The sequence below is a fragment of the Rhizobium sp. USDA 4016 genome, assembly GCF_056279705.1.
Genome location: NZ_JBWCCY010000002.1, coordinates 206,121 through 223,632, shown reverse-complemented (window position 1 = coordinate 223,632; position 17,512 = coordinate 206,121). Strand labels below are relative to the sequence as shown.

14 protein-coding genes and 4 pseudogenes are annotated in these 17,512 nt (G+C 59.3%); 10 read left to right on the top strand and 8 right to left on the bottom strand.

The annotated features are described in order from the left end of the window. Window positions 1-165: 165 nt before the first annotated feature. From ACZ9DP_RS01960 to ACZ9DP_RS01945, 4 genes and pseudogenes are all read right to left on the bottom strand, one after another. Window positions 166-1,498: pseudogene (locus ACZ9DP_RS01960) on the bottom strand (epoxide hydrolase family protein). Window positions 1,499-1,932: 434 nt separating this feature from the next. Further along, a pseudogene (locus tag ACZ9DP_RS01955) lies at window positions 1,933-2,330 on the bottom strand (cupin domain-containing protein). Between the two features lie 60 nt (window positions 2,331-2,390). Continuing rightward, the gene (locus ACZ9DP_RS01950) at window positions 2,391-3,158 is read right to left on the bottom strand and encodes an alpha/beta hydrolase (RefSeq protein WP_476199990.1); all 768 of its coding nucleotides are present in this window, start codon (window positions 3,156-3,158) and stop codon (window positions 2,391-2,393) included. 50 nt (window positions 3,159-3,208) lie between these two features. After that, a complete protein-coding gene (locus ACZ9DP_RS01945; protein WP_476199988.1) occupies window positions 3,209-4,984 on the bottom strand; it encodes a cytochrome c biogenesis protein DipZ in 1,776 nt (591 codons plus the stop codon). A gap of 323 nt (window positions 4,985-5,307) precedes the next feature. Here ACZ9DP_RS01945 and ACZ9DP_RS01940 point away from each other — a divergent pair, with 323 nt between their 5' ends. The 4 genes and pseudogenes from ACZ9DP_RS01940 to ACZ9DP_RS01925 form a co-directional block, all read left to right on the top strand. Continuing rightward, window positions 5,308-6,351, top strand: a complete 1,044-nt coding sequence (locus ACZ9DP_RS01940) for an alpha/beta hydrolase (protein ID WP_476199986.1) — start codon at window positions 5,308-5,310, stop codon at window positions 6,349-6,351. Between the two features lie 100 nt (window positions 6,352-6,451). Next, window positions 6,452-7,192, top strand: a complete 741-nt coding sequence (locus ACZ9DP_RS01935; RefSeq protein ID WP_040114546.1) for a response regulator — start codon at window positions 6,452-6,454, stop codon at window positions 7,190-7,192. Further along, window positions 7,189-8,508, top strand: coding sequence for a sensor histidine kinase (locus ACZ9DP_RS01930; RefSeq protein ID WP_476199984.1), 1,320 nt, complete (start codon window positions 7,189-7,191; stop codon window positions 8,506-8,508). Before ACZ9DP_RS01935 ends, ACZ9DP_RS01930 begins: the two co-directional genes overlap by 4 nt. A 165-nt stretch (window positions 8,509-8,673) precedes the next feature. Beyond that, window positions 8,674-8,742 (top strand): annotated as a pseudogene (locus ACZ9DP_RS01925) (peroxiredoxin); the annotation flags it as partial. A 174-nt stretch (window positions 8,743-8,916) separates the two neighbouring features. Here the strand turns inward: ACZ9DP_RS01925 and ACZ9DP_RS01920 are convergent. The 3 genes from ACZ9DP_RS01920 to ACZ9DP_RS01910 form a co-directional block, all read right to left on the bottom strand. Beyond that, window positions 8,917-9,321: a PIN domain-containing protein gene (locus tag ACZ9DP_RS01920; RefSeq protein WP_476199983.1), complete on the bottom strand. Its 405-nt coding sequence runs from the start codon at window positions 9,319-9,321 to the stop codon at window positions 8,917-8,919. Beyond that, window positions 9,318-9,590, bottom strand: coding sequence for an antitoxin (locus ACZ9DP_RS01915; RefSeq protein ID WP_476199982.1), 273 nt, complete (start codon window positions 9,588-9,590; stop codon window positions 9,318-9,320). Before ACZ9DP_RS01915 ends, ACZ9DP_RS01920 begins: the two co-directional genes overlap by 4 nt. A gap of 135 nt (window positions 9,591-9,725) precedes the next feature. Next, a complete protein-coding gene (locus tag ACZ9DP_RS01910; protein WP_476202285.1) occupies window positions 9,726-9,956 on the bottom strand; it encodes a hypothetical protein in 231 nt (76 codons plus the stop codon). A 6-nt stretch (window positions 9,957-9,962) separates the two neighbouring features. On the opposite strand from ACZ9DP_RS01910, the pseudogene ACZ9DP_RS01905 reads away from it, so the two are divergent. Then, window positions 9,963-10,226 (top strand): annotated as a pseudogene (locus ACZ9DP_RS01905) (STAS domain-containing protein); the annotation flags it as partial. Between the two features lie 30 nt (window positions 10,227-10,256). On the opposite strand, the gene ACZ9DP_RS01900 reads toward ACZ9DP_RS01905, so the two are convergent. Beyond that, window positions 10,257-11,405, bottom strand: coding sequence for a helix-turn-helix domain-containing protein (locus ACZ9DP_RS01900; protein WP_476199981.1), 1,149 nt, complete (start codon window positions 11,403-11,405; stop codon window positions 10,257-10,259). A gap of 353 nt (window positions 11,406-11,758) precedes the next feature. On the opposite strand from ACZ9DP_RS01900, the gene ACZ9DP_RS01895 reads away from it, so the two are divergent. The 5 genes from ACZ9DP_RS01895 to ACZ9DP_RS01875 are packed head-to-tail and all read left to right on the top strand — an operon-like array spanning window position 11,759 to window position 17,181. Further along, entirely contained in the window at window positions 11,759-12,805 is a 1,047-nt protein-coding gene (locus tag ACZ9DP_RS01895; RefSeq protein WP_476199980.1) for a UDP-glucuronic acid decarboxylase family protein, read from the top strand. Then, window positions 12,805-13,791 carry a UDP-glucose 4-epimerase GalE gene (gene galE / locus ACZ9DP_RS01890; protein WP_476199979.1) on the top strand — a complete coding sequence of 329 codons (987 nt, stop codon included), beginning with the start codon at window positions 12,805-12,807 and terminating at the stop codon, window positions 13,789-13,791. Before ACZ9DP_RS01895 ends, galE begins: the two co-directional genes overlap by 1 nt. After that, a complete protein-coding gene (locus ACZ9DP_RS01885) occupies window positions 13,788-15,695 on the top strand; it encodes a glycosyltransferase family 2 protein (RefSeq protein ID WP_476199978.1) in 1,908 nt (635 codons plus the stop codon). Before galE ends, ACZ9DP_RS01885 begins: the two co-directional genes overlap by 4 nt. Next, complete coding sequence (locus tag ACZ9DP_RS01880) at window positions 15,688-16,653, top strand: glycoside hydrolase family 26 protein (protein ID WP_476199977.1); 966 nt, start codon at window positions 15,688-15,690, stop codon at window positions 16,651-16,653. Before ACZ9DP_RS01885 ends, ACZ9DP_RS01880 begins: the two co-directional genes overlap by 8 nt. A gap of 18 nt (window positions 16,654-16,671) precedes the next feature. After that, on the top strand, window positions 16,672-17,181 hold the full coding sequence (locus tag ACZ9DP_RS01875) for a DUF995 domain-containing protein (RefSeq protein ID WP_476199976.1): 510 nt from the start codon (window positions 16,672-16,674) through the stop codon (window positions 17,179-17,181). The last annotated feature ends 331 nt before the right edge of the window (window positions 17,182-17,512 follow it).

Here is a 17,512-nt window from a genome sequence, read left to right as displayed (position 1 = left end):
TCGAAGTTCGATTGCCGCTCCTAGACCGGAAGATTCATCAACCCCAGCGAATGCGATAAACAGCGCATTGGTTGAGGCGCAGCGCGGCAGCTCAAGAATCTGAATGAGCCGTATACATGTCGCGCCCGAAATGAGGGGCCCGCGATTACTACGTGTTAGCTGATATTATCGGACAGACTTGAACGCTGCGCGCAACTCTTCCGCAAAGAGCCGGGGCTGTTCCCACGCAGCAAAGTGTCCACCTTTCGCTACCTGATTATAGTAGTACAAAGTCGGATACGCTTGCCTGCTCCAGCTCTCAGGTGCCTTGTAGATTTCCTTAGGGAAATACGGAAATGGCCACCGGTATTCTGATTTCTTTGGTCTTTTGCGCATCGGCGCTGAAGTTGTTGTTGTTGTTTTCCCAATAGAAACGAGAGGATGACGCTCCGGTGTTCGTGAGCCAGTACAAAGTGATGTCATCGAGCATCTCGTCCTTGGACAGGACACGCTCAGGGACGCCATCACTGTCGCTCCACTGGGCAAATTTTTCGTACATCCATGCGGCAAGACCCGCGGGCGAGTCTGACAGCGAGTAGCCAATGGTCTGCGGGCGGGTCACCATCATCGCACCGTACGCGGCATTGCGTCCAAAAAATGTGCTGAGCGACTGGAAGGCTTCGCGTTCTGGTGTCTTCAGGTCAGACGGAGCGGGGTCGCCGCTATTGATCGCTCTAATCAGTTCGCCTGGAACCGTCGCAGGCATATTGAGATGTATCGCACGCAAACCCTTTGGTCCCTGGCGAGCCAGCGCATCGGATACTACCGAGCCATGATCCCCACCCTGGGAAACGTAATGCTCATATCCGAGCCTTTTCATGAGGGTGTCCCAAGCCCGTGCAGTGCGATCAGGACCCCAGCCCAAATCCGTCGGCTTCCCAGAAAAGCCGTAGCCGGGGATGGAAGGGATGACAACATCAAATGCATCCTCGGCGCGGCCGCCGTAAGCTGTGGGATCGGTAAGAGGGCCGATGGACTTAATGAACTCGAATGTTGAACCCGGCCAGCCGTGAGTGAGAACCACGGGCAGGGCGTTGGGGTGACGGGAGCGAACATGGATGAACTGGATCTCGACCCCATCGATCGTTGTGATGAATTCCGGCAATGAATTGAGCTGCGCCTCGGCTTTACGCCAGTTGTAATCAGTGCCCCAATAGCGAACCAGTTCCTGAACTTGCGCCAGTTGAATACCTTGCGAGGAATCATCGACGGTTTCCTTGTCGGGCCAGCGTGTCTCGGAAATGCGCTTGCGTAAATCATCGAGTTGGGATTGTGGGACGTTAATATGGAACGGACGGATACTCTCATCCGAGCTTTTTGCCGACGTGGCCGAAATGGCATCGGCGGCGATCGCCGGCAGGACGTATCCCGCAGGAACGAGCATGAGGGAGCCAACCGCAACTGCGATCAGGCGGCCAGCGAAATGCACCCGAATAGAGGCGATTTCAGTTCTAGTCATAAGATACTCTCCGTTGTTTTGCCTGTTGGTGACGGAGAGCAGGCTAGAGGGCGGACGTATCCAGCATGTTTTGAAACGTGCCGGAAGTGTATCAGAGCGTAGCATCGCGATCGTGAGCCCGCTCCACGCATCGGTCGCAAAAGCCTTTTTGTATCAGGTTCTTGACAGTACGGTGAACACTGCGGCTCTCCCGGGGATCCGGATCACGCAACTGTAGGGCTAGGGATCGACTTGTTTGCTTGATCGAATGTGCTCGCGAAGCGGGTTAAGAGCGATACGGCATCGCTGAGGCAAATCTTGCCCTGTCGACCCAGACGTAATTTTTGGCGAAATGTGTTCTGGCAATGCCGAGCGGCGATAGCTGTCGTGTCTTGGACAGTGCCGACATGCGCAGGCAGCGCCACCGCTCCCTGCGCATGTTGACGGATTAGTCGTTATTTTGACGGTACGACCAGGGTCTGGCCTTTCTGGACGATATAGGTGGCAACCTCCGAGGCTTTGACAGTGCCTACATTTTGCGCCGAATGAGCAACGCCGGTCGGAATGAAGAGTGATTGACCTGCGGAAAGGGTGACCGGCTCGCGTCCGTCCAATTTATACTCGAGCGCCCCTTCGATCACATAGGCTATCTCTTCACCGGGGTGAGAATGCCTGGCGGCCAGAACACCGGGAGAAAATCGACACGGACTTGCACAACCTCCTGGGCGGGCACGTCGATATCGCTCTTGATGAGATCCGTGCGTAGCAGGGGTTCATCAGCGAACGCCTGCAACGGCGTCATTCCGCTGCTGAGAAACAGGAGGGCTGCGACAAATGCGTTGATCGGTTTCATGACTGTGTCCTTTCGGGATACTTGTGGAGTAGATCGTTGGTGCGGCACTAGGGGATGCGCCTACTTGCTCTTTGCACCAACTTGCCGCGCCGCTGTTTCGATGACGTCGGCAACGTTCTCGGCTTGCGACGCGAACACGGCGTGGCTTGCCTTGATCTCGGTCACCACGCTGCCCGCGCGCTTAGCCATTTCGCGTTCCAGTTCAGGATTGATTGAGCGGTCTTCGGAAGCAACAATTGACCAGCTCTGCTTTATCTTCCAAGCGGGATCCCCAACCTTGGCGGAAAAAGCTTCCTTCGAGGCGTAGACCTGCGATCTCGCCAGAAACGCTGCGTCGTCTTTCGGCAGGTCCGCGGCGAAGTCGTTCGCGAACGCGGCGGGGTCGAGATAGAGATATTTGCCATCCTTCGTTTCGCGAATATTCATGCCGCCGGCCGGCTTGGAGCTTGCGAGGCTGAGGAGGCTTTCGCCACGGTCCGGCTGAAAGGCTGCGACATACACGAGACCAGCGACAATGGGACTGTGGCCAGCTTCGGTGATCACCATGCCGCCATAGCTGTGACCGACGAGAAGCGTTGGGCCGTCCTGCAGGTCGAGCACCCGATTGGTTGCGGCGATATCGTCGGCAAGCGACGTGATCGGCTCCTGTACAATCGTGACATTGAAGCCTCGCTCGACGAGGATATCAGATGCCTTGCGCCAGCCCGAACCATCGGCGAGCGCACCATGGACGATAACGATGTTTTTCACGTCGGCGGCCTGTGCCGCGAAGGCAATCACGCTCGTGGCGAAGGCGAGTGCTAGGGTCGAGATGTAGTGGCGGTTCATAGGTTTGACTCCTGTCTGTTGTGGGTGGTTTTGGTAAGGGAGATGAAGTTTCAGCCGAAGGTGAAGGCGTAGGCTTCGACGCCTGGTTCGAGGAAACGGATTTCGAACGTCCGTTCCTCCACGTCGCCGGACTGGCGGACGAGTTGGTAGAGCTTGGTGGACATCACCGTGCCCTGGCCGTTGGCGTTAGTATCTGCGCCATGGTTGGGTCCGGGAGCCTTGCCGTCGATCGTCACCTGGAAGCGGACTGGCTTGCCGGCAGCACCGGGTCCGAGAACCAGATGCAGGTCGCGGGCGCTGAATCGGTAGACGATGCTACCATCCGGCCGGTTCAGGACGGCCTGCTCAGCGCCAACCGTCCAGGTTCCGGAGAGGCCCCATTCATTCAGGCCCGGTTCGTCGATAGAATACGCGTTGGCGCCGTCGGCACGGAGGTTTTCCGGAGAGGCGAAGCTGGTGGCGCGGTTGTATCCGAGATAGGTTTCGCCCGAACGGACGTTCTTGAGGTCCGGGCTGGCCTCGGCTCCTTTGGCGTCCGGCGTCACTGGCGCAGTCGAGGGCATCTGGCTGCCGGCTTCGCGCAGAAGGTCCTGGATCGCCTGCTCGGTCTGACGGTAGTTGCCTTCGCCGAAGTGGTGGTAGCGGATATTGCCCTTTGCATCGATCAGATAATGCGCCGGCCAGTAGCTGTTCTCGAAGGCGCGCCAGATCTTGTAGTCGTTGTCGATCGCAACCGGATAGCCGATTTTAAGATCCTCGACTGCCTTTTTGACGTTGTCGATCTTTTTCTCGAAAGCGAATTCGGGGGCGTGCACGCCGATCACGACCAGGCCCTGATCCTTATATTTTTCGGCCCAGGCGCGGACGTAAGGCACGGTGCGAATGCAGTTGATGCACGAGTAGGTCCAGAAATCGACGAGGACGACCTTGCCGCGCAGCTGTTCAGTCGTCAGCGGCGGCGAGTTCAGCCACTCGACGGCGCCATTTAAAGACGGCGAACCACCTTCGATAGGCAGGCTGCTGCGAAACGGTTGATTCCTATCAGCGAGGGCAGCCGTCGCGCCACGATCGGCAGCTTCTGAGGACGAGTTCGCCGCAGGCCTCTCGTGCAGTTGGTCAAGCACGGTCTGTTCGAAGGCGGCTGTGCTGGCATAGGAAAGCCGTGCCAGGAGGCCGGTATCGAGACCGAGCGCAATGACGGCAACGCCGGCCAGAATTGCGGCACCCAGCACCTGGCGAATACGCTCGCTTACGCCGAGCGACCGCTTCATGCCGGCAAAGATCTTGCCCCCGACAAGAAGGGCAATGGCAAGCGATGTCGCGGCACCAGCGGCATAGGCGACGAGCAGGAAAGTCGTCTGGAGATTGGCGCCTTGCAATGCCGCACCCGTCAGCAGGAGGCCAAGGATCGGCCCGGCGCAGGGCGCCCAGAGCAGACCGGTCGCAATGCCGAGGATGAAGGAGCTTGCGGCAGTCGGTACGGAGCCGGATTTGCCCGACGCATTCAGCAGCCTGTTGCCGAAGTCGACGACCGGCTGGGTGATGACGCTTGCAACGCGTGGCGAAAGAAGGCTTACCCCGAAGACCGCAAGCAACAGGATTGCGGCGAAACGCCCGTATTCATTGGCATGGATCGCCCAACTTCCGCCGACCGCTGCAAGCGTCGCGACAAGTGCGAAAGTACCACTCATGCCGATCAGCATGGGCAGCGTGCTTCGGATAAAGGGCTGTCCTGCGCGGGCAAAGACGAAGGGGAGAATGGGAAGGATGCACGGGCTGAGTATGGTCAGCGCTCCTCCGAGATAGGCAATGATGAGAAGTGTCATCGTCGTTTCCTTGAAACCGGTTGGTCGGGTTCTGGACGGCGATGGGGCACGACCAGCAACGGGGCCAATCTGGTCGGCGCGACGTATCCCGGATGTGTCCGGCTTCCATAAGAAATGTACCGCAGTGTAGGGAACCGCCGGGTGCACTATAGAGTGACACAAATCGTCGGCGGCCCGGGCTCGAAACGCAGGGCAGATTGTATCAGAACGTATCAAGGCGGCCGGATGCTACATCTGCATTCAATTGCGGGCTTGGCGGGACACATTGGGGATACATCCGGCCGGCTCTCTTCAGGTCACGATCAATCGAGATGGAGAGAACGATGTCCCCTGAATTCAACCACCAGCGCCGCCGCTTCTTGGGTGTCGCCGCCATGACCGTGGTCGCCGCCGAATTCGGCATGACCGCGATCGCAAACGCTCAGTCGTCCGCGGTATCCTTAGCAGCGGTCAAGGCGGGAGGGCATACTTCGTTCGGAGCGCTGAAGCAGATCAAGGCAGGTGTGCTCGATGTCGGATATGCAGAAGCCGGTCCGGCAGATGGTCCCGTCGTCCTGCTCGTTCACGGCTGGCCCTACGACATCTACAGCTATGTCGATGTCGCACCGATCCTGGCCGATGCAGGCTACCGCGTCATCATTCCCTATCTGCGCGGTTATGGCACGACGCGCTTCCTTTCGCAGGAGACACCGCGAAACGGCCAGCAGGCGGCACTGGCAACCGACATGATCGCCTTGATGGACGCACTCGGCATCGAAAAGGCGATCCTCGGCGGATATGACTGGGGTGCGCGCACCGTCAACATCATGGCGGCTCTCTGGCCGGAACGCTGCGAGGCAATGGTTTCCGTCAGTGGCTATCTCATCGGCAGCCAGGAAATCAACAAGAAGCCTTTGCCGCCGAAGGCGGAGCTGTCCTGGTGGTACCAGTTCTACTTCGCCACCGAGCGCGGCCGGCTGGGCTACGCCGCCAACACGCATGAGTTTGCACGGCTTATCTGGCAGACGGCCTCGCCCACCTGGGCCTTCGACGACGAGACCTTCAACCGTTCGGCAGGCGCGTTCGACAATCCAGACCATGTGGAAATTACCGTCCATAACTATCGCTGGCGGCTCGGTCTCGTAGAAGGCGAGGCGAAATACGATGCCTACGAGAAGCAGCTGGCGATGGGGCCGATGATCACGATCCCGACGATCACCATGGAAGGCGATGTCAACGCCGCGCCGCATCCGGAACCATCCTCCTATGCGAAGAGGTTCTCCGGAAAATACGAACATCGAAATGTAACGGGCGGTATCGGGCATAATCTGCCGCAGGAAGCGCCGCAGGCTTTTGCCCAGGCCATCCTTGATGTCGCCAAACCCTGACTGGTCAGGCTGCCGCGAAAAAACTCCTTTACTCGCGGCTGCCGACACGGACAAATAACGGCTGCAGAGCAGCCAACCGATATTGTTTGAAAGACAAAAGATGGAGCATGTCGACCACATCCTGATTGTCGATGATGATCGTGAAATTCGCGAACTGGTATCGAGCTACCTGAAAAAGAACGGCCTTCGGACCACGGTTGCCGCCGACGGCCGGCAGATGCGCAGTTTCCTCGAGACCAGCACGGTCGATCTGATCGTGCTGGATGTGATGATGCCGGGCGATGACGGGCTGGTCCTCTGCCGCGAGCTTCGCGCCGGCAAGCACAAGGCGACGCCGGTCGTCATGTTGACGGCACGCGACGACGAGATGGACCGCATCATCGGGCTCGAAATGGGCGCTGACGACTATCTTCCGAAGCCTTTCGCGGCGCGCGAGCTTCTTGCCCGCATCAAGGCGGTGCTGCGGCGCACGCGAATGTTGCCGCCCAACCTTCAGATCAGCGAGGCAGGACAGCTGCTGACTTTTGGCGAGTGGCGGCTCGACACGGTTGGCCGGCATCTTCTTGACAGGGACGGCACGGAGATCGCGCTAAGTGGTGCCGAATACCGGTTATTGCGGGTCTTCATCGATCATCCCCAACGCGTGCTCAACCGAGATCAGATCCTGAACCTGACGCAGGGCCGCGATGCCGAGCTCTTCGACCGATCGATCGACCTTCTGGTCAGCCGTCTGCGCCAGCGGCTCGGCGACGACGCACGCGAGCCGACCTACATCAAGACGGTGCGGGCTGAAGGCTATGTGTTCTCCGTACCGGTCGAGATTTCGGTGCCCAGGACATGAGTGAGGGCGGCAAGTCCCGTTTCGGCTGGTGGCCAAGCACGCTACGCTCGCGCCTCTTCCTGATCCTATTTGCCGGACTGGCGATCGCCTATAGCCTCTCGTTCAGCATCCTTTTTGCCGAGCGCTACATGTCGGCCAAGGCCGTCATGCTTGGTACGCTGGAAAGCGATCTAGCGACGTCGATCGCCGTGATCGACCGACTGCCCGCCAACGAGCGGGCCGAATGGCTGGACCGCCTGAGCCGTGGCAACTATCGCCTTGTTCTTGGGCCGGGTCTTCCCGGTGTGCCGGACATGTCGGGCCGCGGAGCGGAGATTGCAAAACGGATAGAGGAGGCGGCAGGCAACAGGTTTCCGCTCCGCGTCGAAGCCATTCCAGGTGACGGCAAGCGGCTCCAGGGACATCTGACGCTTTCAGACGGTGCACCGCTCACCATTGACGTGACGCCGCGCGGCGTCATGCCGTTGGCCGAATGGCTGCCATATGTCTTTGCCGCACAGATGGTGCTGCTGATCCTCTGCACCTGGTTTGCGGTGCGCCAGGCAGTTCGCCCGCTTGGCGATCTCGCGGCCGCCGCCGATGCACTCGATCCCAACAAGAAGGGGTCCCCATTGAGCGAGAGCGGGCCGAGCGAGGTCGCCAATGCGGCGCGCGCCTTCAACGCCATGCGCGACCGTATCGCCCATTACCTGGAAGAACGCGTGCAGATTCTCGCGGCGATCTCGCATGACCTGCAGACGCCGATCACGCGCATGCGCCTGCGCGCCGACTTGGCGGACGATACCCCGGAAAAGGACAAGCTGGTCAGCGACCTGCGGGAGATCGAGCGGTTGGTTCAGGACGGAATTGCCTATGCGCGCAGCTCTCACGGCAACGGCGAAACGACATCTCGCATTGATCTGTCTTCCTTTATCGACAGCATCGCCTACGACTACCAGGATACTGGAAAGGCGGTCACCGTTGCCGGCATCGTTCACGGCACGGCCGTGACGAAACCGCACGCGTTGCGGCGTATCCTGACCAACTTCATCGACAACGCCCTCAAGTTTGCGGGTGCTGCCGAGATCAGCGTCGAACGGAAGGGCGATGGAAATACCATCATTACGGTCACCGACCGTGGGCCAGGTATTCCGGACGACAAGCTGGAGGCCGCCATGCAACCGTTCTACCGGCTTGAGACTTCGCGCAACCGCGCCACCGGGGGTACAGGGCTTGGATTGGCCATCGCTCAGCAGCTTGCCGTCTCGGTTGGCGGCGCAGTGAGGATCTACAACCGCCTCGGCGGAGGCCTCGCCGCAGAGATATCGCTGCCCTGAAGAATGCCCGGTTTTGTTGTGCATTTTGTATGAAAAGTAGCCCCGCACGCGGCTTCTACGCTCTGATACATTTCCGCCTGTTCCAGAAACATGCCCGATACTTCGAGGCGGCAAAACGCTCCTGTCAACAATGTCGCCCTATGCGACAGAACGAAGGAGTGTTCCATGACGAAGATCGAGAAAGTTCTCTATACCGGTAAGACCCACGCTACCGGTGGGCGCGACGGCGCGGCAGACACGATATGACGATCCGATCGACATTTCCGGAAAACGTGTCGATGAAATGGAAAAATGGCGACATATCACCCTCAGCACTCATCAGTGCATGCCCTGTGAGCTTCCCTGCGCTGGCCGGGAAAATGGATGTGAGCGTTTCGGAATTTGCTACTGGCGCCCATGATGCTCCCGCTATCTCTCAAGCCAGTTTTCCAGATTGAGACCGCGAATGCGCTGAAACTCGCGGGTATTGTCCGTCACTAGTGTCAGGTCCAGCGCACAGGCCTGCGCCGCGATCAGTAGATCGTTGAGGCCAATGGTTTGTCCTGCCGCTTCCAGCTCCGCACGAATGCCGCCGTACTTAATGTCGGTGGGGATATCAAACGGCAAAATGGGGACCGTTTCGAGCACGCTTTCGACCTTGGCCAGTAGCTTGGCTGATCCCTTTTTTGCGCAGCCATACCGCAATTCGGCTGCGACGATGATGCTGGTGCAAATCTCTTTGGGATTGATCTCTCCGATGCGGCGCGCAGCCGGTCCGAGGGGATTGCGTATGATGTCGCTGATGATGTTGGTATCAAGCAGATAGCCGTTCAAAAAATGTTCTCCGGCTTGGCAGGCATATCCTCAATATCCGGGAACTGGTCTTCAGGCCCGAGCGGAGCTTCCTTCTTCCACTCGGCGATAAGCTCCACGATATTGACCGGCCTGGTTACAGGTTCGATGATGAGCTTATTCCCTTCGCGATGGATCAATACGCGATCCCCTGGCAACTCAAATTCCGCAGGGATGCGCACCGCCTGACTACGGTTGTTGCGGAACAGCTTCACTTCTTTCGGTCTTGATGAGCGCAATGAAATAGGCATCGTGAGCCTCCTTTGTATATGCCACAATGTATATGCCTTGTTGCGCCGATTCAAGTCCGACTGCTCGTTCAGGCGCATGAGGTCGCTCGGCACGCCCTTGTGGTAGGCCCAGATGAGGTGCTCCGGATTGCCGAATCAGCCATCGTGCTTTTGTCGCTTGATTTTTAGCAACAAACCGTCGTGATTGAGTTTGGCGATCTGCTTTCGCTTGGAGTCCGCTATCTCGTTTGGACTTCCGCCCTTGAGCTTCGCCATGACCCCGGCGACATCGCTTTTCACCGCGTCGAAATGGACGGGCGAAATCATATCCATTCTTCTAAGGTCGATAATCTTCCATATCAACGCCTCGGACAGGAAGTCGCTCATGGTCCGCCGAGCTCGGAGGCCTATGCACCGATTTTCTCCTTTGTCATGAGCATTCTGGAAACCAGACCAGACCGCCTTGTGATCGACCTCACCGGGTTGCAGTTTCTCAATTCGTCCGGGATCAATCTGCTCGCGAAGCTGACGACCCAAATCCGCAACAGGCCGAATGTCCAATTAACGGCGCGCGGAAGCTCGGAATATCCCTGGCAGTCGAAATCCCTTCCGAACCTGAAGAAGCTACATCCGGGCGTCGATCTCCGGCTCAGCTGAGAAACGGCCCTCAGCAAGCGGCATGCCGGATCAACCCATCAGGGCCAGCCAATCCCCGAACGTTTTTCCGTAACGCCGCGTGGAGCGGATGGCCGGAGCCGGCCGCTGTTGGGTTGCCACCGTCCTTCGGATTTCACGCGGGCTCAACCTGAATTCGTGGATGAAGGCGCGCGTAAAATTGGCGGCGACCTCGAAACCGGCGGCTTCTGCGATTTCTGAAATCGGCCTGTGGTCGGCCGAATTGCTGAGATCCGCATAGGCCTGCAGCAATCGCCGCTTGCGAATATAATTGAGCACGCCTCCGTTCGCCTCGAACAGCTGGTAAAGCCGCGTACGCGAAATCCCCAACGCGCGGCACATCATGTCCGGTGTCAAGTTTTCCGAATGGAGATTGACGTGAATGTAGCGGTGCGCCCGCTCCATCAGTCCCATGTTTGTCTGGTTTTGACCGGGATCCGTCCTTGTGGACGATGCGGCGCCCGCAACGACCATATCGCCGATGGTTTGGATGATCCGGGGCACTTCCTCTATCGTCAGATTGCCGAGGTTCGTTTCGAGGCCCGTGAGATAGCCCGTGAACAACTCGGCGAGGCTGCCCGAGAGAACCGTGTTGCCGGCGCTCTGGAGAAGGCTCGCATCGCGAGCCAGCAGCTCATACGGCAGGAACACGAGCAAAGCTTCGGTATCGGTCATCCGTCCGCGATAGGGGCTGCCGAGAGACATGAAAAATATCTCGCCGGAGCCGGTCTCGGTAACACGACGGTTGACCTCGGTCCAGGCTTGGCCGCTGCGCAGCAGGCCGACGTTCCAATGGTCGATGGGGCTCGATCGAAGCATGGCCTGATCGCGAATATATCTGTGGGCCTGCGCGCGCTGCTGGACGATGAGGATATCGCCGAGATGCCAGCCGATCTGCTCCCCGAGGAAGCCGTCTTCCGGTGATTTTCCCTCCGGCAGATGAACATCCACGAGCGGCGCCATATGTGCCCGCCAGGCCGGGAATTGTTCTTCCGGTGGCACGTCCTGCGTCGAGAATCGCAGCGGCACGAGGGCAGGGGAGGCATGGGGCGGGCGTTCCTTGCGCATGGCCGGTTCACGCGGCCAGCGCCGCCGCTCCATATGGGCCGGCCGTTCCTGTTCCGCAGCAGGATCATCGTCGGATTCAGACCCAGTAGCCATCCAATTCCTCCAGCGCATAACCCGACCCGAGCCATGGAATTGTGAAAAACAATTGTTTTTGCGGCTGAAATCTCCGCAGAACCCCATCTGGAAAGCGGAAGCGCCCGAAGAGCCACCTCCATAAGTTGTCTATCATATTCCTTTTCGCTCAGAAATGTACAGAGCGATAATTTTCAGGATGTGAGGATAACGACAATTGCCTCCCTTGGCTGTATCTAACTAAACAACGGTTATTCCAAAAGAAAAAACCGGATCGAATAAAATATTCGCCTGATAGAACGACGTAGTTCTGCGGGATGGCGAAGTAAAAATCGAAAATCTCATAGAAAAATCTGAAACCACGGGAGGTAGTCGTGAACTATCTTGGTAAAATTCCTGCGCACTCTGCGGAAACTTCGGCTCATGACGCAAGTTATTCATCGGGAAAATCTCGTACGCCCAAGAGAATTCTTGTCACCGGCGGTGCAGGTTTCCTCGGATCACATCTGTGCGAGACGCTTTTGGCCGCCGGACACCAGGTGATCTGCCTCGACAACTTTTACACCGGCATGAGGCGCAATATCGCCCATCTGAAGCGCGTCGATCGCTTCAATGTCGTCGCCCACGATATCATCCACCCGCTCGATCTGGAAGTCGACGAGATCTATAACCTCGCCTGCCCGGCATCGCCCCCGCATTATCAGGCCGATCCGGTCCATACGACAAAGACCTGCGTGCTGGGCTCCCTCAACCTTCTGGAGCTGGCCGCGCGCACCGGCGCACGCATCCTCCAGGCATCCACCTCCGAAGTCTACGGCGACCCGAGCGTCCACCCGCAAGTCGAAAGCTACTGGGGCAACGTCAATTCGTTCGGGCCGCGCTCCTGCTATGACGAGGGCAAGCGGTGCGCCGAGACGCTGTTCTTCGACTTCCACAACACGCACGGCGTCGAGATCAAGATCATCCGCATCTTCAACACCTACGGCCCGCGGATGCGTCCGGACGACGGCCGCGTCGTCTCGAATTTCATCGTTCAGGCCCTGACGGGGCAAGACATCACGATCTATGGCGACGGTTCGCAGACCCGCTCGTTCTGTTTCGTCGATGATCTCATCGGCGGCATCGTCCGCATGATGGCCTCGCCGTCGTCGCTGACGGGGCCTGTCAATCTCGGCAATCCGGGCGAGTTCACGATCCGGGAGCTGGCTGAGCAGGTGATCGGATTGACCGGCTCCCGGTCGCAAATCATCCATCGCCCTCTGCCGGTTGACGATCCCCATCAGCGTCGCCCCGATATTTCGCTTGCCATGCAGGAACTCGACTGGCGGCCAAAGATAGACTTGTCGAGCGGCCTGCGTCAGACGATCGACTATTTCGATGGCCTTCTCACCCGTCCGGCACGCGAACTGGAGGCGGTCTGATGGATGCGCCCCGGGTCCTTGTCACGGGCGGTGCCGGCTATATCGGCAGCCACACCGCGAAGCTCCTCCGCTCGGAGGGGATTGAGCCTGTCGTCTACGACAATCTCACGACCGGAAACCGTTCGTCCGTACGCTGGGGCCCCTTCGTCGAAGGTGACGTCCTCGACTCGCCATGCGTGATCGAGGTCATCGAGAAATATGCTCCTGATGCTGTCATCCACTTTGCCGCCTCGGCCTACGTGGGCGAGTCCGTGCAGAACCCGGCGAAATATTACAACAACAATGTCTGCGGTGCATTGTCGCTTATCGATGCCTGCCGGCAGACGGGGCTTCAGAACGTCATCTTCTCATCGAGTTGTGCCGTCTACGGTGTCCCCTTCGTGCAGCCGATCGATGAGACGATGCCGAAGGCTCCGATCAATCCCTACGGGACGACCAAGCTAATCGGCGAGTATATGCTCGCCGATTATGCGGCGGCCTTCGGCCTGCGTTATGTTGCCCTGCGTTACTTCAATGCCTGTGGAGCCGATCCGGACGGCGAGCTTGGCGAATGGCACGTTCCGGAAACCCATCTCATTCCGCGGGCGCTGCTGGCCGCGGCCGGCCGGATTCCGCACCTGGAGATATTCGGCGATGATTACGACACCCCTGACGGGACCTGCATAAGGGACTATATTCACGTCGCAGATCTCGCGCGCGCCCATGTTCAGGCCTTCACCCATCTCGCCAAAGGCGGAGCAAACCTTACTGTCAACCTCGGCACCGGGCGGGGTTTTTCCATCAAGGAAGTCCTGCGCGTGATCGAGGAAACGACCGGGTGCGAAGTCCCGGTCTTCATCCATCCACGCCGGCCGGGCGATCCGCCCAGCCTCTACGCCGACGCCAGCCTGGCCCGCGAGACGCTCTGCTTCCAGCCTCGATATTCCGACCTGGAAACCATCGTGCGGACGGCGGCTCCGTTCTTCGGACTGGAGGTGCGCGCGTGACCGAACTTGCGATCACCCAAGCGACGCATGCTCCGGAACCCTCCCAGGAGCCGCTTCTTGTCCCGGTTCTGACCGGATATCGGCGGACCGAATATCTGTTCTCGGCGGCCGTATGGGCCTGCGCCTTCGCCTATTTCTGGATCTGGTGGCTGGAGCCGCGCCATCACGTCGATGCTTTCGGCACAATTACGGTGAGCCTCGTTCTTGCCTGGGTTACCGCTCTGCCGGCCTATTTTATCGTCGTCTTCTATCGGGCGGCAAGACCGAACGGTCCCTTGCGCCTGCCGGCGGGCAGCCGAGTGGCCATGGTCGTGACCAAGGCGCCGCCGGAACCCTTTTCGGTCGTCAGTGAAACCCTGCTGGCAATGCTTGCCCAAGATGTGGAACACGACACCTGGCTTGCCGACGAAGACCCTTCCCCCGAGACTCTCGACTGGTGCTCCGGGCACGGGGTCTTCGTCTCGAGCCGCAAGGGGCGATCCGATTACCATCGGACGTCGTGGCCCAGACGCACGCGGTGCAAGGAAGGCAACCTCGCCTTCTTCTACGACCACTACGGCTACAGCCGCTACGATTTCGTGGCGCAACTCGATGCGGATCATGTTCCCGCGCCCGACTATCTCTTCCACATGCTGCGTCCGTTCGCCGATCCAAAGGTCGGCTATGTCTCGGCCCCCAGCATTTGCGACAAGAACGCTTCCGAAAGCTGGTCGGCACGTGGAAGGCTCTATGCCGAGGCCAGCATGCATGGCTCGCTCCAAGCCGGTTACAATGGCGGCCTGGCACCGCTGTGCATAGGGTCGCATTACGCGGTACGTACCGTCGCCCTCAAACAGATCGGCGGCCTCGGCCCGGAGTTGGCTGAAGATCATTCGACGACATTGGCGATGAATGCCGGCGGCTGGCGGGGTGTGCACGCGCTGGATGCCATCGCCCATGGTGACGGCCCCAGAACCTTCAGCGATCTCGTGACGCAGGAATTCCAGTGGTCGCGCAGCCTGGTCATGCTGCTGTTGCGGTACTCGCCGAGCCTCGTCGGGCGGCTGCCGCCCCGGCTCAAGTTCCAGTTCCTCTTTTCGCAACTCTGGTATCCGCTTTTTGCGTTCTTCATGTTGCTCATGTTTGCGATGCCGATCATCGCGCTCGTGCGCGGCCAGAACTTCGTGACGGTGACCTATCTCGATTTCCTGGCGCATTTCGCGCCGCTTTCGATCGCTCTCGTGGTGATGGCTTATCGCTGGCGCGCCAGCGGCTCGTTTCGCCCCTACGACGCCAAGATCCTGAGCTGGGAATGCATGCTCTTTCTCTTCGCGCGCTGGCCCTGGGCGCTCGCCGGCACCCTGGCTGCGGTGCACGATTTTCTGACCGGCTCCTTCGTCGATTTCCGCGTAACGCCGAAAGGGCGGTCCGAAGTCGATCTGCTGCCGGTGCGTGTCCTGATGCCCTATGCTGTGCTTGCGATCATGGCGGTATTGCCCGCCCTGGCGATCGGCCATGCCGGCGCCTCCAAGGGTGGCTACTTCTTTACCGTCCTGAACGCGGCAATCTACTGCGCGCTGCTGCTGGTCATCGTCGGGCGCCATTCAAAGGAAAATACGATTGCGGCGGTTCCGCGTTTCTACCGTCCGGCGATGGCGACCGTGCTTCTTGCGCTCGTCGCGCTGCCGGGGGTTGCAACCATCATGCGCGGAAAGGATGCGACCGAGGCACTCGCCTGGGGCAGCGGCCGCCTTCAGGTGTTCGAAGAGCGCTACGCCGTCTCCGGTGCAGGCCGGGGCGGAACCGCCCTGCGCACGATCTTCTTCAAACCACGATGGATTTCCCATCCGGAGGAAATCCAATTGAGAACCGATGCCGCTCACCCGGATTTGCGGCCGAGCCTGGAGGAAGTACATAATGTATAGCCCATCCAAAATAGCCCTGTTGTCGTTAACCGGCCTGTTGCTGTCGGGAGTCGCGGTCTTGCCGACCGCTCTGGGCAGCTTTGCCGAAGGGCAGCCGCCTGCAATGACGACATCGTCCATCGCGCCGCCGACCAAAATGCCGGTCGTCACGAAGGAGTCGATCACGTTCGGCGCCTATGATCCGCACGGAGATTTCGGCGCCTCGCCCGATTCGGAGATCGAACACCTCTTCCTGCCCTGGGAAGACGTCGATCTGCGCACGATCGCCCTCGCCGACGATTATGCGCAAGCGCGTGGCCGCACCCTGCTGATCTCGGTCGAGCCCTGGACCTGGTCACCCGATTTGCGCCAAACCTCGCAGGAACTGCTGCACAGCATCCTGGACGGTTCGCGCGATGCGAACATGGCCGCCGTCTGCTCGACTGCTGCCAAGCTGAAAAGTCCGGTCATCATTCGCTGGGGACAGGAAATGGACGAAACCGACAACCAGTTCTCCTGGTCGCATTGGCAGGGCGCCGTTTATGCCAAGGCCTATCGCCGGATGGTGGAGGTCTGCAAGGTCCACCTGAAGACGGCCAAATACATGTGGTCACCGAAGGGCAATGAGGGGCTTCAAGCCTTTTATCCCGGCAACGATGTCGTCGATCTCATCGGGCTCTCGGTCTTTGGCCTGCAGCAATACGACAGGGACAAGACCGGCCATGCCCAGACGTTTGCAGAGCACCTTGCGCCCGGATACGCCCGTGTCGCTGGTTACGGCAAGCCCATCATGGTTGCCGAACTCGGCTACGAAGGCGACGATTCATACGTGCGAAACTGGGCTGAGAGCGTAACGAAACGCTATCCGCAGTTCCCGGCCCTGAGCGCCGTTATCTACTTCAACGACCGTGAAGTCTATCCGTGGCCGGACGGCTATGGCCGCCCCGACTGGCGGGTCGTCCGCGAAAGCATCAATTGAACAAGAAGGAACCTGAACATGTCCATGCTTCAAAAAATGCTCCTGGCAGTGGCCCTGACCGGCGGTATCGCCACGGCCGCGTCCGCTGCGGGAACCAATGAGCCTGCGGGGATCGAGACCGCAAAGCCCATGAGCAGCGCGGAAATCTATCAGCTCTACAACCAGAATTCCTGGATGTGGAAAGCCGGCGCCGGCTACTTCTCCACAAAGGCGCGCCGCTTTACCGCCTGGTCGCGGGAAGCCGGCTCGCCGTCCTTCGGCATGGGCCGCTGGTTCATCACGAAGCCGGGTAAACTCTGCTTCAACGCCGACTGGCACGCCAAGACCGGAACGGCGACGGCAATCACCTGCTTCAGCCACCGCAAGAAGGGCGGCCTGATCTATCAGAAACGCGAACCGGACGGTCAATGGTACGTTTTCAAGAGCGCACCGACACGAGCCACCGACGAATTCGCAAAGCTTCGCCACGGCGACTACGTGAGCTCTCAATTGGGGAGAATTGAGGCGAGCGTCAGTAAGACCAAATAAAGGCGAAGCAAGGGTTGCGCCCGGCCGAGGCGCCATCTGTGTCCTTGCGTAGGAGCCGATGCCTGCGCGCAACCCTTTCATAAAAGATCGCGAAGCGCTTCGAAATCAAAGAGGCGGCGAACGGAGGGTCGGCGTCTCTTTTGTCGTGGCCGGACAATCGGGTGTCCCGTCGACTGTTCCGATTGATATCGCGACAGTGTTCAATTAAGAGAGCCATGGCACCGCAGGCAGAGTCTGGAAGGGCGCAACAGGTGCTCTGGAGCCTACATCTCTATTGACGGCTGCGCCGGCTGCTGGACCGGGTCGGGTATTTCGGTCATGGTCACCTCTG

Bases quoted from the DNA above. Each gene is read 5' to 3' on its own strand.
- ACZ9DP_RS01915 (WP_476199982.1), bottom strand. From the start codon at position 9,590: ATGCCTATTTCATTGCGCTCATCAAGACCGAAAGAAGTGAAGCTGTTC.
- galE (WP_476199979.1), top strand. From the start codon at position 12,805: ATGGATGCGCCCCGGGTCCTTGTCACGGGCGGTGCCGGCTATATCGGC.
- ACZ9DP_RS01900 (WP_476199981.1), bottom strand. From the start codon at position 11,405: ATGGCTACTGGGTCTGAATCCGACGATGATCCTGCTGCGGAACAGGAA.
- ACZ9DP_RS01935 (WP_040114546.1), top strand. From the start codon at position 6,452: ATGGAGCATGTCGACCACATCCTGATTGTCGATGATGATCGTGAAATT.
- ACZ9DP_RS01945 (WP_476199988.1), bottom strand. From the start codon at position 4,984: ATGACACTTCTCATCATTGCCTATCTCGGAGGAGCGCTGACCATACTC.
- ACZ9DP_RS01930 (WP_476199984.1), top strand. From the start codon at position 7,189: ATGAGTGAGGGCGGCAAGTCCCGTTTCGGCTGGTGGCCAAGCACGCTA.
- ACZ9DP_RS01910 (WP_476202285.1), bottom strand. From the start codon at position 9,956: ATGAGCGACTTCCTGTCCGAGGCGTTGATATGGAAGATTATCGACCTT.
- ACZ9DP_RS01940 (WP_476199986.1), top strand. From the start codon at position 5,308: ATGTCCCCTGAATTCAACCACCAGCGCCGCCGCTTCTTGGGTGTCGCC.
- ACZ9DP_RS01950 (WP_476199990.1), bottom strand. From the start codon at position 3,158: ATGAACCGCCACTACATCTCGACCCTAGCACTCGCCTTCGCCACGAGC.
- ACZ9DP_RS01880 (WP_476199977.1), top strand. From the start codon at position 15,688: ATGTATAGCCCATCCAAAATAGCCCTGTTGTCGTTAACCGGCCTGTTG.
- ACZ9DP_RS01875 (WP_476199976.1), top strand. From the start codon at position 16,672: ATGTCCATGCTTCAAAAAATGCTCCTGGCAGTGGCCCTGACCGGCGGT.